Raw genomic sequence first — 12,627 nt, 5'->3', positions numbered from 1 at the left:
ATAACCGGGCGCAGAGGGCAAAGCCGCCATTCTCTGGCGTGCTTTTTCAGGCCCGCCCCGCCAGGCTAGGCAAGTACCGCTCAAGCTGACCGGTCAGTCAGTCACAGCGCTTTACCTCGCGCACTTGCCTGAGTAACGTCTGCCCCACTCCCCCTTAAGGAACCCTGTCATGAGTGAGCTGATTACCTACCACCTCGAAGACGGCATTGCGACCCTGACCCTGAACAACGGCAAGGTCAACGCCATCTCGCCTGACGTCATCCAGGCCTTCAATGCCGCCCTCGACCAGGCCGTGCAGGACCGTGCGGTGGTAATCATCACCGGCCAGCCGGGCATTCTCTCCGGCGGCTACGACCTGAAAGTCATGACCGCTGGCCCCAAAGAAGCCGTCAGCCTGGTGACCGCAGGTTCGACCCTGGCCCGGCGCATGCTCTCGCACCCGTTCCCGATCATCGTTGCCTGCCCGGGCCACGCCGTGGCCAAAGGCGCCTTCCTGCTGCTTTCGGCCGACTACCGCATCGGTGTCGAAGGCCCGTTCAGCATCGGCCTTAATGAAGTACAGATCGGCATGACCATGCACCACGCCGGTATCGAACTGGCCCGAGATCGCCTGCGCCGCTCGGCGTTCCACCGTTCGGTGATCAACGCCGAGATGTTCGACCCGGCCAGCGCCGTCGACGCCGGTTTCCTCGACAAGGTGGTGCCGATCGAACAACTGCAGGAAGCTGCGCTGACCGCAGCCCGGCAACTGAAAAAGATCAACATGAACGCCCACAAGCACACCAAGCTCAAGGTGCGCAAAGGCCTGCTGGATCTTCTCGACGACGCCATCATCCGCGACCAGGAACACCTGGGCTGACCCCCTACCAAGGCCTGATTGCAACTATTTGTGTAATCAGGCCTACCTGCCCCAATGAGCGTTTGCCGATAGAAGTGCACACCCGTACACTGCGCCGCGTTTGCCTGGTGTGAGTCGTACGATGCTTTTTATTATCCGCATGCTCCTGTTGGGGCTGCATTTTCTCCTGGCCGGTGTTCTCGGTGTGCTGGTTGGCCTGTGCCGACCGTTCAACCCGGACAACAGCCGAATCTGTGCACGCCTTTATGGGCTGCCTGCCACCTGGCTGATGCGCCTTGAGATCAAGGCCGAGGTCGGCCCGCTGTTCGACCAGCCGCCGGGCTGTGTGATCATCGCCAACCACCAGTCCAACTACGATCTGTTCGTCCTCGGCCATGTGGTACCGCCGCGCACCGTGTGCATCGGCAAGAAGAGCCTGAAGTGGATCCCTCTGTTCGGCCAGCTGTTCTGGCTGGGCGGCAACGTGCTGGTCGATCGCGGCAACGCCTATCAGGCGCGTCGGGCGATGCAAACCACCACCCGCACCCTGAGCGAAGACGACACCTCGATCTGGGTGTTCCCCGAAGGCACGCGCAATGCTGGCGAGCACCTGATCACTTTCAAGAAAGGGGCCTTCCACATGGCCGTGGAAGCCGGCGTGCCGATCGTGCCAGTGTGCGTCAGCCGTTATGCCTGCCGCCTGAACCTCAACGGCTGGCGCCGCGCCAAGGTGATCATCCGTTCGCTGGCACCGATTGCCACCAGCGGCCTGACCCAGCAGGACGTCCCGGCCCTGGCTGAACAGTGCCGCCTGCAGATGCAACAGTGCATCGATCGCATGGAAGGTGAATTGGCCCAGGCGTGAACGGTTGCCGAATCGTGCCGGTCAGACCAAGCTACTGGCACGGTTAACAGAAGAAGCGGACAACCATGGGTCGAGTCGTTGCAGCGGCGGTGTACAGCGCCGGCAGAAAAGTCACCAATATCAGTCTCGATGAAGGCAGCCAGTGGGCGAGCAAACCCGGGCATTTTGTCTGGATTGGCCTGGAAGAGCCCGACGCCCAGGAACTGGCCAACCTGCAGCGCCAGTTCAACCTGCACGAACTGGCCATCGAAGACGCGCTGGAAAAGCACAGCCGGCCCAAGCTCGAGACCTTCGGCGATGCCCTGTTCATCGTCACCTATTCGCCGGTGCGCCACGAAGGCAAGCTGGAGTTCATCGAAACCCACATCTTTGCCGGCAACGGCTACATCATCACCGCCCGCAACGGTCACTCGAAATCCTACGCCCTGGTGCGCCAACGCTGTGAGGCCCGGCCGTTGCTGCTCGAGCACGGCGAAGACTTCGTGCTCTATGCCCTGCTGGACTTCGTCACCGAAAACTACCAGCCGGTCAGCGAAGCCATTCATGGCGAGATCGAGGAGCTGGAGCGCAGCGTGCTCAGCGGCTCGCTCAAGGAAGAAGACATCCAGCGCATCCACAGCCTGCGTCGCGACATCTTGCGCCTGCGCCGCTACGTGGCACCGATGGTTGAGGTCAGCGAAGAACTGCAGCGCCTGACCTTCCCCTTCATCGACAAGAACATGCGCCCGTACTTTCGCGATGTGCAGATCCACGTCACCCGGCAGATGGAAGACCTGGCCGGGATTCGCGATATCGCCAGCCAGACCATCGAGATCGGCATGCTGCTGGAGTCATCACGCCAGAGCATCGTCCAGCGCAAGTTCGCCGCCTGGGCGGCAATCCTGGCATTCCCCACCGCGGTGGCGGGGATCTACGGGATGAACTTTCAGAACATGCCGGAGCTGAGCTGGCACTACGGCTATTTTGCCGTACTGGGCGGGATCGCCGTGGGCTGCACGGCGTTGTACGCGAGCTTCAAGCGCTCCGGCTGGCTGTAACGGCAGGCCTCAGGCCGAACGGCCCCGGGGCTTGTGCGCGACGAAGCGCATCATCCATTCGGCCACCGTGCTGCCCTGGTGCTCGTGCGCCAGGCTGTCGATACCCTTGCGGTACACCTCCTGGCCGAGGTTTTCCTGACGCAGCTCCAGCAGCGCCCGCGAATAGTCGTGGATGAACTCCGGGTGGCCCTGGAAGCACAGCACCTGATCGCCGATGTGATAAGCCGCGTTGGGGCAGAAATCGCTGGAGGCGATCACCGTGGCGTTTTCCGGCAGGCGGGTGACCTGGTCCTGATGACTGATCAGCAAGGTCAGCTCTTCGACCTGCGGGCTCATCCACGGCGCCTTGGCATTCATCACGTAACGGTGGGTACCTACCCCCCAGCCCTGGTGCGCGCGTTCGCTCTTGCCGCCCAGCAGCAGCGCCAGCAACTGATGACCAAAACACACGCCAAGCAATTTGTCGCCACGCTGATAGCGCTCCAGCAGGAACGCCTTGAGCTTGTGTATCCACGGATCATCACCGAACGAGTCGGCCTTGCTGCCAGTGACCAGGTAGGCATCGAACACCTGGTCATCATCGGGGTATTCGTCGTTCAACACGTTGTAGACGCGAAACTCGGCGGCGATTGGCTGGCGGGTAAACAACTGCTCGAACATCCGTCCGTAGCCCTGATACTGCTCGACCAGCTCCGGTCGCAGGACGTCGGTTTCCAGGATGCAGATGCGTAGCGACATAGAGATAGTCCTGAACGACAAAGGCGGGATTGCCCCGTAAAGCCTGCCCCGAATAAGGCGCGTAGGCAAGTATGATGCTCGGACGAACGGTCATGAAGTTGGGATCCACTTGCTGATGTCCCGCAGGTGTCTAGCAGGGGGAATGCTGGTGGATGGCTAAAGGCCTCATAGCGAAAACTAACTGTAGCGCAATAAGTACAGATTAAAGCGTTCTAAAACACGGGTGACGTTGACCCTAAGGTTAGCTGTATACCCATTAGCAACGGTTCGCGTCTTAATGTTTCACCGCGTTAAATGATGTCGCCAGATCGATGACAAGGAAGCCTCTGGGCACTCAGGAATAACAACAAAAAGGCGGTCAGCCATGTTCAAACAACACAAAGTACGTCAAGCCGGGCTTATTCTCTTCGCCACTACGCTGCTGTTGATCCTGCCGAACCTTTCACGCCTGTTCGGCTGAGCGGCATGCCCTCCTCCCTGGGTTTGTGCCTGGCACAAACCGGTTGTGTGCAGGTAATCTGCCGACCCTGATGGTTGGAGACTGCCCATGCGCCATTGCTTTAGCGTGCTCTTTGCCCTGCTCTGCCTGCCCTTGCAAGCGGCGCAATTGACCCTGGACCTGGGCAACGGCAGCCGCCAATGGCAGAGCGCCGAGCTGCTCGCGCACCCGTTGGCGCAGGATATCCAGATCGACAACGACGTTTCCTACAAGAGAACCATGCATTACCGCGCGGTGCCATTGGCTGCCCTCCTGCAGGGAGTGCAGGCCGATGATCACCTGCAGGCCGTCGCCCTCGATGGTTTTGCCGCCGAGATGCCCGCCGCACCCTTGCTCAAGGACGGCCCAGCGCGGGCCTGGCTGGCCATCGAAGACCCGGCAAAACCCTGGCCAACACTGGCCAAGGGCAAAGCCGGCGCCGGGCCGTTTTATCTGGTCTGGACTAACCCGCAAGCCGGGCGCATCAGCCCCGAACAATGGCCTTTTCAGGTCGCCAGCATTCGCCGCCTGGCTGGCGTGGCCGAGCGCTTCCCGGCCATGCGCCCAGCACCCGGGCTGAGCGCCGACGACCCGGTCAATCAGGGTTTTGCCGTGTTCCAGAAGAACTGCCTGGCCTGCCATCGCCTTAACGGCGCCGGTGACGCTCAGTTTGGCCCGGACCTGAACCTGCCGCACAACCCGAGCGAATACTTCCAGGCCGATTTTCTCAGGCGCTATATCCGCGACCCACAAAGCCTGCGCCAGTGGCCCCAGGCGAAAATGCCCGGATTTGCCGCAACCGTCATCAGCGACGCCGAGCTGGACGCACTGCTTGCGTACCTGAGCCATATGGCCACGCGCAAACCCTGAGGTTTACTGCTGCTGGGCGTTGAGGGTCGGGGTCACCAACACCTTGGCGTGCATCTGCTCCAAACCGCCACCGCGGCGCATGCCACGCACCGGACAGGCATCCAGGTAGTCCAGGCCCACCGCCAGCTTCAGGTGCCGTTCGGGCCGGGCCAATTGGTTGGTGACATCGAAGCTGTACCAGGCATCCTCCAGCCAGGCCTCGGCCCAGGCGTGGCTGGCCATCTGCTGGCTGTCGCTGTCGAACAGGTAGCCGGACACGTAGCGCGCCGGAACGCCCAGGCTACGCGCGCAGGCCAGGAAGGCATGGGTGTGGTCCTGGCACACCCCGGCCCCGCCGGCGAACGCCTGGGCGGCACTGGTATCCACAGCGGTGCTGCCGGGCCGGTAGGCCATGCGCTGGTTCAGCGCATTCATCAACTCGATCAAGGCCGAGCGGTCGCGGCGCTTGCGGCATTGCTGGCTGGCGAAGCTGCGCAAGGCTTCGTCGGCCTCGGTCAGGCGGGTGAAGCGCAGGAACGGCAGCGGCGATTGCAGCTCATGCTCGGCTTCGCGGCTTTCGTCGATGGCCACCAGACCGCGGGCAGCGATGACCAGGTCCGAATGCGGTTCCTCCAGGCTCAGCACATGGAGGATGTTGCCGAACGGGTCCAGTTGCGCCCGCACCGGCCGCGGCAGGTCCAACTGCCAGCTGAGCACCTGCTGGCGCTCACTGTCGTGCGGGGTCAGGCGCAGGTACTGGATACTGGCGCGCACCTGGTCTTCGTAGTGGTAGGCGGTTTCGTGGCTAATGGTCAGTCTCATACGGCCTCCAGGTAGGCACTGTGAATGGCATTACCCAGTTCACGCACCAGCGGGATGTAATGGGTCAGCCAGGGGTGCAGGCCCTCGGCGAGGATTTCATCGATCGAGGTGTAGCGCAGGCATGCGTCCACCTCGGCGGCCAGACGCTGGGCCGGGCGGCCGTTGCCGCCAGGCAGGCTGGCGAGGATCAGGTCGATCTCCTCGGTGCAGGCACGCAGCGAGCGCGGCACGTCGGCACGCAACAGCAACAGCTCGGCGACATGACGAGCTGCTGGCGCATCACGGTAGATCTCGGTGTAGGCCTCGAATGACGACAGCGCACGCAGCAAGGCGCTCCATTGGTAGTAACCCCGCGCCGAGCTGTCGCTGACCGCCTCGGCTTCGTCGCCGAGCATTTCGTAGCGGGCATCAAGCAGGCGCAAGGTGTTGTCGGCCCGCTCGATGAAGGTGCCCAGGCGAATGAAGCGAAAGGCGTCGTTGCGCATGATGGTGCCGTAGGTAGCGCCGCGAAACAGGTGCGAGCGCTCCTTGATCCACTCGCAGAAACGGCTCATGCCATAGCGGCCCAGGCCCTGTTCGGCGATACCGCGAATCTCCAGCCAGGTGGCGTTGATGTTTTCCCACATGTCGGCGGTGATCCGCCCGCGTACCGCATGGGCACTGGCCCGCGCGGCGCCGAGGCAGCTGTAGATGCTCGCCGGGTTTTCCGGGTCCAGGGCAAAGAAGTGCAGCAGACGCTCGGCATGCAGCTGACCGTGGCGCTCCAGGTAATCGTCGAGGGTGCCGGTGATCAACAGCGGCATGGCCATTTCATCCAGGCCATCGCCGCGGCCGTCCTGCGGCATCAGCGACAGCGAATAGCTGACATCGAGCATCCGTGCGAGGTTTTCCGCCCGCTCCAGGTAACGCGACATCCAGTACAAATCGGAGGCAGTTCTACTCAGCATGACTTAATCCTCGACCACCCAGGTGTCCTTGGTACCGCCGCCCTGGGACGAGTTGACCACCAGCGAGCCTTCACGCAGGGCAACCCGGGTCAGGCCGCCAGGCACCACTCGGGTTTCGCGCCCGGACAGTACGAAGGGGCGCAAATCGATATGCCGTGGGGCAATACCGTTCTCGACAAAGGTCGGGCAGGTCGACAGCGACAGCGTCGGCTGAGCAATGTAGGCCGCCGGCCGTGCCTTGATTCGCGCGGCGAAGGCTTCGATCTCGGCACGGGTCGCCGCCGGGCCGACCAGCATGCCGTAGCCGCCGGAGCCCTGGGTTTCCTTGACCACCAGTTCCGGAAGGTGCGCCAGCACGTGGGAAAGCTCCTCAGGCTTGCGGCACTGCCAGGTCGGCACATTCTTCAGGATCGGCTCCTCATCGAGGTAGAAACGGATCATGTCGGTGACATAGGGGTAGATCGACTTGTCGTCGGCCACGCCCGTGCCAATGGCATTGGCCAACACCACGTTGCCGCAGCGGTAAGCCGCCAGCAGACCGGGCACGCCAAGCATAGAATCGGGATTGAACGCCAGCGGGTCGAGGAAGGCATCGTCCAGGCGTCGGTAGATCACATCGACCGCCTTGGGGCCGTCGGTGGTGCGCATGAATACCCGCTCGTCACGCACGAACAGGTCGGCGCCTTCGACCAGCTCGACGCCCATCTCGCGGGCGAGGAAGGCGTGCTCGAAGAAAGCGCTGTTGAAACGCCCGGGGGTCAGCACCACCACGCTGGGGTTACCCAGGGGGCTTGAGCTCTTGAGGGTATCGAGCAACAGGTTGGGGTAATGATCGATGGGGGCGATGCGCTGGGCAGCGAACAACTCGGGGAACAGGCGCATCATCATCTTGCGGTCTTCAAGCATGTAGCTGACGCCGCTGGGGGTGCGCAGGTTGTCCTCCAGCACGTAATAACTGCCATCGCTGTCGCGCACCAGGTCGACCCCGGAAATGTGCGAATAGATGTCGCGGTGCAGGTCCAGGCCCTGCATGGCCAACTGGTACTGGTCGTTGGCCAGCACCTGTTCGGCCGGAATGATCCCGGCGCGGATGATGCGCTGGTCGTGGTACAGGTCGGCGAGAAACAGGTTCAGCGCCTTGACCCGTTGTATGCAGCCACGCTCGACCACTCGCCACTCACTGGCCGGGATGCTGCGCGGGATGGTATCGAAGGGAATCAGGCGCTCGGTGCCCTGCTCGTCGCCATAGAGGGTGAAGGTAATACCGGCGCGATGGAACAGCAGGTCGGCTTCACGTCGACGTTGCGCCAGCAGCTCCGGCGGGGTTTCGCCCAGCCAGCGGGCGAACTCCCGGTAATGCGGACGGACCTGGCCGTCAGCGGCGTACATCTCATCGTAAAAGGTGCGGATCATGCCGAACTCCTTGTCACCCGTGCACCCGAGCCATCGCAAGCCCCGTGCCAGCGGCATAATTCCTTGTTATTCAATAAGTTGTGTTTTAAGCGAAGAACGGTCGCACCAGATCTGTGCAACCGCCCCGGTTGCTTTGACGCCAGCGCTTCATTGCGAAGCGCCGAGCGGCCCACGAGAGACGGTCCGATGCCGCCCTGTGGGACCGTTTGTTCAGGCCAGTTGGCGCTCCTGCTTGACGCCCCAGCCTTCGATTTCACCACCCAGCGGGGCAATCACCGCCTCGAAATCCTGTTCGAATTCGCCGATACCGCCATAAGTTGCAAACATCACCTTGCTCAGCTCCAGGTGCCAGGCGCCATCATCGCGCTCGTGTACCTGGGCACTGAGTGATTCGCCGCGAAACTTACCTGCCGCTCGCCGCGCCCGTGCCTCGTCCGGAAATACTGCATAAAACTCGATGGGATGAATCTGCGCGAAGTTGAACCCCCCTTCTTTCATCCGACGCAAGACCGTGCTGCTGATGTCCTCGTATTGGCTGCTCATGAATCGTCCTCCTCATTACCGATGGATAGACTTTCAGTGCAAAACGCACCTGCCCGCCACACAAGCCGTGCGGGGGCAATTCGAGCTGTTGCGTGACGTGGATCGGCAAGCCCGGACAATCAGAAAAAATTGCCCGACCTTGTCTGCAGCGTAGCGCCTGATTGCCCAGCGTGCCAACCGGCATGCGGGTTCAGGGTCCTTCAGTGATGGCAGTGATCTCCACCCCGTTCTGCTCTTTCAGCCATTTGGCCGTCGGCGAGGTTTCGCGGTCCTGAAAATCATTGAGGTCCAGTTCGCCCAAAACCGGAAACAGATGGGAGCGAATCAGCCGCGCAGCCTCTTCGATACTCGGCTCGAGCTCTGCGGTGAGCGGCAGCGAGGTACGCTCGCCCTTCTGGTCAACAAAGGTAATGACCCAGGCTTTCATTGGACTCTCCTCTGTACAGATGTTCAGGGTGAATCGGGCTTACCTTCCGTTGACCTCACGACAGGGGTGGTTGTTCAGTCGGCTTGCGCCTCGAAGCGATGGCCGCCTGGTAGCGCGCGGATGCTTTGCAACGTGCGCAGGAAGTCGTCCCTGGAAGGCTCGAACTGCAGCGGCGGCTGGGAGTGCTCGTTGATCACTCCCAGCACCAGGGTGGGCTGGTGCCCGGAGGACGAGACACCGGCGACCATCCTGAACGTTTCGACGGCCGAGGGTTCGAGCGTTTCAGGATCATGAGGGCGAAAGCGCGCGCCGCCGATGCGACCCTTGGCGGCACCAATGCGCACGCTTGAAGGCCCGAACTTGTCGATACTGAGCAACCCGGGAAACGGGTTGGCAACCAGCCGATCCAGCATCATCGGGACCATTTCGACGGCTTTTTCATCATCGTTGCTCATGCTCAGGCGGTGCAGCAGTTTCGGGTTGTCTGCCGGGTTGAAGCCCAGGGTGATGGCATGCCGCGGTGCGCCATCGTCGGCAATGAAGCCATATGGCACACAGAAGCCGTTTTCCTGGGGAGTTTCGTATTGCGCCCGGGTACGGAACGCGGCCAGCACGGCGCGTGCCTTGGGTTCCAGTAATGCCAGCGCATCGGATGCTGTCGCCGTGTTGGCGCCGCTATGGAAATTGAAACGGTAGATTCGCTGGTTGCGCCACAGATAGGCTACCAGTTTGCCTTCATACCAATTGGCAAACGCATCCGGCAGCCCCAGCTCGATAGAACGTTCATGCTCGAACTCTACATCGGTCGGCCACTGTGCCTGTTCTTTGAAGAAGGCATCGCGCTCGACCTGCGCCTTCGCCACCGACCGACCCTCGGCAGTAAATTGCCGAATCAGATCGTCAAGCAAGATCAGTTGAGAATGCACATAGCCGATACGCTTGAGCTTTTTATCCAGTTCGATACTTTGGTCCAGCAGTGCCCTGTAGCCCGAGTCGTCACTACTGGTTGCGCTGATGACGGCATCCAGCGCCTTTATCTCTGCCTTGACAACCCGCTGTTGCGCAGGCTCAACGTTGAGGGTTTGGGAATAGCGGATCTGCTCGAAGAGCTCGCGGGTGGTCAACGGGCTGACATCGATATCAACCAGATAGCGTTGCTTGGGAGTCAAGCCGTCGCCGTAGGCAATCTGCTCCTCACCTGGGGTGATCGTGGGGTTGGGCCGCTCGAAATTGTAGTACTGCCAATAGCCGCTGGAAATGTGCCAGACAATATCCTTGGGTACATCGAACTGCACCCGGCCCATGCATTCGGTACGCCAGCCAGGGGGCGTCTGGTAGTCCGCCGACGCAACATCGGCCATTGCCAAAACTGAATGGCACAGGCAGGCAAACAAGACGAATACTCGCACGCAAAAATCCTTTTTTGATGGGCGCCATTCCAGCCCCCCGTTTCCTGAGGCGCGCGATTTGAGCATCCATGACCCCAAAAGCCAAGACCCCGGCAAGCCGGGGTCCTGTTTACAGCGCCAGAAACGTCGTTACTCCGGAGTGCCGTGAATGACACCGGCGGTGTTGTCCAGCAGGCTCTTGGTCGCCGTCTGGATGAACGACTCGAGCTTGTGGGTCAGCTCGGTCTGGTCCGGGCTTTCGATCAGTTCGGCCTTGAAGTTGGCACCCAGCTCATAGCGGTACATGCGTGGCGACATGTCCTTGGACTCGATCAGGATGCGGTCCCCCTTGACCAGGCCAACGATCTGCTCGCTACCCGATGGCTTGATCATGCCAAAGCCCTGATCGCCGGCTGGCAGGTTGAGCAGGTCACGGCCCCAGCACTGATGACGGGTTTCGCCACCCAGGCGGCCCATGATGGTCGGCACGATGTCGATCTGGGTACCCACGGTGTGGTTGAGCGCACCGAACTTCTCCTGGATACCCGGGGCGATCAGCAGCAGCGGCACGTTGAAGCGCCCAAGATCAAGCTCGGTGACCTGCTGGTGGTTGCCAAAGCCATGGTCGCCAACGATGACGAACAGGGTCTCCTTGAAGTACGGCTCCTTGCGCGCCTTCTCGAAGAACTGACCCAGGGCCCAGTCGGAGTAGCGCATGGCGGTCAGGTGCTCATCCAGGCGACCCTGGCCTGTGACCTTCTCGACCGGCAGATCCTTGGGCAGTGCATACGGCGTGTGGTTGGACAGGGTCTGCAGCAGCGCGTAGATCGGCTTCTTGCCATCGTGCTTGGCCAGCTCTACGTTGCCGCGGTCGAACATGTCCTGGTCCGACACGCCCCAGGTCGGGTCGGAGAACACCGGATTGACGAAGTCGTTACGGCCGATAAAGGTGGTCATGCCCTGGTTGCCGAAGAAACCGGACTGGTTGTCCCAGGCAAAGTCACCGTTGTAGACGTAGACGTCGTCGTAGTCACGGGCACTGAGCAGCGCTGGCAGGCCCGACAGCTTGTGGCCGCCTTCCGGAGTCTGCATCAGGTACTCGAAGCCTGGCAGGTTCGGGTAACAGGCCATAGTGGCGAACATGCCCTGGTGGGTATGGGTGCCGTTGGAGAAGAAGCGGTCGAACAGCACACCCTCTTTCGCCAGTTTGTCGAAATACGGGGTGATGTTGTTCGGGCTGCCCAGGGCGCCTACCGAATGACCGGCGAAGCTCTCCATGAGGATCACCACGACGTTCTTGATCGGCAGGGTGTTGTCCGCTGGCGGGATGAAATCACGGCGCACTGCGGCGCTGTCGGCATCGACCAGCTTGTCGTTGGCGGTCAGCAGCATGTCGCGCACGGTCTGGGTAGCCAGGCCTTGCTCGATGGTCGACTTCCAGATATTGGCGCGGTCTTCGCCGAAACGACTCTTGGCCGCGTCGATCAGGGTCAGGGTGCCGTTCAGGCCCAGCTGGTTGACGAAGTTCGAGTCAGTGGTGAAGGCATCGCCCCAACGCATCGGCGGGCCCTGGCGCAGGGTGCCACGGGCAGCGATGACCGCCACCAGCAGAACCAGGAAGAACACCACGCCGCGCACATACCAGGGCGCTACGCTACGCGTGCCCGCCACCTGGCTTTCATACACGCCACTGGGCCGGGTCAGGCGGTCGATGCCCTTGAACAGCAGGCTCAGCAACCAGGTGCCAAAGGCCCATGCCAGCAGGTAGCGCACCACCGGGAAGCCGTACCAGAGCATACTCAGCACGGTTTTCGGGTCTTCCTTGACGTACTGGAACACCAGACCGTTGAGGCGCTGGTGGAACTCGCGATAGAAGTCCATCTCCATCAGGCCGAGGAACATGACGATGCTCGAGGCGATGGTCAACCAGGCCCGGAACAGGCCTCGTGCGGCCATGGCCCGGGCACTGAGGATCGCCAGCAGCAGCGGAATGCTCAGGTACACCACAACCCGCAGGTCGAAACGCAGGCCATTGAGGAACCCCTCGGCCACGGTCGACATCGGCGTGTCGCCGATCATGTCATTGTTGTAGACCAGCAGGGCCAGGCGGACCAGGCTGAGCATCAGCATGATCACCAGGCCGCACAGCAGGGTGTAGGCCAGGTGTGATTTCAGCGTCGGTTGCAACGGGCGCGACGCAGCCCGCTGTTGACTCAAGGCGTCCGTGTTAGCCATGAATTGGAGGATCCTAGGGTTCAGGTTCGAGGAAGGCGGTAAAACGA

At 61.6% G+C, this 12,627-nt stretch carries 12 protein-coding genes; 4 read left to right on the top strand and 8 right to left on the bottom strand.

Annotated elements, in window-relative coordinates:
• The first annotated feature begins 169 nt into the window (after positions 1-169).
• The 3 genes from F8N82_RS04880 (at position 170) to F8N82_RS04870 (ending at position 2,740) form a co-directional block, all read left to right on the top strand.
• Entirely contained in the window at positions 170-859 is a 690-nt protein-coding gene (locus F8N82_RS04880) for a crotonase/enoyl-CoA hydratase family protein (RefSeq protein WP_038994095.1), read from the top strand.
• 121 nt (positions 860-980) lie between these two features.
• Complete coding sequence (locus F8N82_RS04875) at positions 981-1,703, top strand: lysophospholipid acyltransferase family protein (protein ID WP_038994094.1); 723 nt, start codon at positions 981-983, stop codon at positions 1,701-1,703.
• Between the two features lie 65 nt (positions 1,704-1,768).
• Positions 1,769-2,740: a magnesium and cobalt transport protein CorA gene (locus F8N82_RS04870; protein WP_010226338.1), complete on the top strand. Its 972-nt coding sequence runs from the start codon at positions 1,769-1,771 to the stop codon at positions 2,738-2,740.
• Between the two features lie 9 nt (positions 2,741-2,749).
• Here F8N82_RS04870 and F8N82_RS04865 read toward each other — a convergent pair whose 3' ends face one another.
• Positions 2,750-3,478, bottom strand: coding sequence for an amidotransferase (locus tag F8N82_RS04865; RefSeq protein WP_038994093.1), 729 nt, complete (start codon positions 3,476-3,478; stop codon positions 2,750-2,752).
• Positions 3,479-4,025: 547 nt separating this feature from the next.
• On the opposite strand from F8N82_RS04865, the gene F8N82_RS04860 reads away from it, so the two are divergent.
• The gene (locus tag F8N82_RS04860) at positions 4,026-4,826 is read left to right on the top strand and encodes a cytochrome c (protein WP_038994092.1); all 801 of its coding nucleotides are present in this window, start codon (positions 4,026-4,028) and stop codon (positions 4,824-4,826) included.
• 3 nt (positions 4,827-4,829) lie between these two features.
• Here the strand turns inward: F8N82_RS04860 and F8N82_RS04855 are convergent, their stop codons facing one another.
• The 7 genes from F8N82_RS04855 to F8N82_RS04825 form a co-directional block, all read right to left on the bottom strand.
• Entirely contained in the window at positions 4,830-5,627 is a 798-nt protein-coding gene (locus tag F8N82_RS04855) for a transglutaminase family protein (protein WP_038994091.1), read from the bottom strand.
• Positions 5,624-6,574, bottom strand: a complete 951-nt coding sequence (locus tag F8N82_RS04850) for an alpha-E domain-containing protein (RefSeq protein ID WP_038994090.1) — start codon at positions 6,572-6,574, stop codon at positions 5,624-5,626. Before F8N82_RS04850 ends, F8N82_RS04855 begins: the two co-directional genes overlap by 4 nt.
• 3 nt (positions 6,575-6,577) lie before the next feature.
• Positions 6,578-7,987 carry a circularly permuted type 2 ATP-grasp protein gene (locus tag F8N82_RS04845; RefSeq protein WP_038994089.1) on the bottom strand — a complete coding sequence of 470 codons (1,410 nt, stop codon included), beginning with the start codon at positions 7,985-7,987 and terminating at the stop codon, positions 6,578-6,580.
• Positions 7,988-8,197: 210 nt separating this feature from the next.
• Positions 8,198-8,530: a ribonuclease E inhibitor RraB gene (locus tag F8N82_RS04840; protein WP_010226349.1), complete on the bottom strand. Its 333-nt coding sequence runs from the start codon at positions 8,528-8,530 to the stop codon at positions 8,198-8,200.
• A gap of 190 nt (positions 8,531-8,720) precedes the next feature.
• Positions 8,721-8,957: a hypothetical protein gene (locus F8N82_RS04835; protein ID WP_038994088.1), complete on the bottom strand. Its 237-nt coding sequence runs from the start codon at positions 8,955-8,957 to the stop codon at positions 8,721-8,723.
• Positions 8,958-9,031: 74 nt separating this feature from the next.
• Entirely contained in the window at positions 9,032-10,432 is a 1,401-nt protein-coding gene (locus F8N82_RS04830) for a T6SS immunity protein Tli4 family protein (protein ID WP_150776953.1), read from the bottom strand.
• Positions 10,433-10,495: 63 nt separating this feature from the next.
• Positions 10,496-12,580 (bottom strand): LTA synthase family protein, encoded by a 2,085-nt coding sequence (locus tag F8N82_RS04825; RefSeq protein ID WP_038994087.1) that lies wholly within the window; start codon positions 12,578-12,580, stop codon positions 10,496-10,498.
• Between the last annotated feature and the right edge of the window lie 47 nt (positions 12,581-12,627).

Origin of the sequence: Pseudomonas fluorescens (genome assembly GCF_902497775.2) — a bacterium.
In the GTDB taxonomy this organism is placed as follows: Bacteria; Pseudomonadota; Gammaproteobacteria; order Pseudomonadales; family Pseudomonadaceae; genus Aquipseudomonas; species Aquipseudomonas putida_F.
The sequence above is the reverse complement of the archived record's forward strand: the minus strand, read 5'-3'. Positions and strand labels throughout refer to the sequence as shown.

Excerpts from the sequence above, each read along its gene's own strand:
- F8N82_RS04880 (WP_038994095.1), top strand. The coding sequence starts at position 170 with ATGAGTGAGCTGATTACCTACCACCTCGAAGACGGCATTGCGACCCTG.
- F8N82_RS04875 (WP_038994094.1), top strand. The coding sequence starts at position 981 with ATGCTTTTTATTATCCGCATGCTCCTGTTGGGGCTGCATTTTCTCCTG.
- F8N82_RS04870 (WP_010226338.1), top strand. The coding sequence starts at position 1,769 with ATGGGTCGAGTCGTTGCAGCGGCGGTGTACAGCGCCGGCAGAAAAGTC.
- F8N82_RS04865 (WP_038994093.1), bottom strand. The coding sequence starts at position 3,478 with ATGTCGCTACGCATCTGCATCCTGGAAACCGACGTCCTGCGACCGGAG.
- F8N82_RS04860 (WP_038994092.1), top strand. The coding sequence starts at position 4,026 with ATGCGCCATTGCTTTAGCGTGCTCTTTGCCCTGCTCTGCCTGCCCTTG.
- F8N82_RS04855 (WP_038994091.1), bottom strand. The coding sequence starts at position 5,627 with ATGAGACTGACCATTAGCCACGAAACCGCCTACCACTACGAAGACCAG.
- F8N82_RS04850 (WP_038994090.1), bottom strand. The coding sequence starts at position 6,574 with ATGCTGAGTAGAACTGCCTCCGATTTGTACTGGATGTCGCGTTACCTG.
- F8N82_RS04845 (WP_038994089.1), bottom strand. The coding sequence starts at position 7,987 with ATGATCCGCACCTTTTACGATGAGATGTACGCCGCTGACGGCCAGGTC.
- F8N82_RS04840 (WP_010226349.1), bottom strand. The coding sequence starts at position 8,530 with ATGAGCAGCCAATACGAGGACATCAGCAGCACGGTCTTGCGTCGGATG.
- F8N82_RS04835 (WP_038994088.1), bottom strand. The coding sequence starts at position 8,957 with ATGAAAGCCTGGGTCATTACCTTTGTTGACCAGAAGGGCGAGCGTACC.
- F8N82_RS04830 (WP_150776953.1), bottom strand. The coding sequence starts at position 10,432 with ATGCTCAAATCGCGCGCCTCAGGAAACGGGGGGCTGGAATGGCGCCCA.
- F8N82_RS04825 (WP_038994087.1), bottom strand. The coding sequence starts at position 12,580 with ATGGCTAACACGGACGCCTTGAGTCAACAGCGGGCTGCGTCGCGCCCG.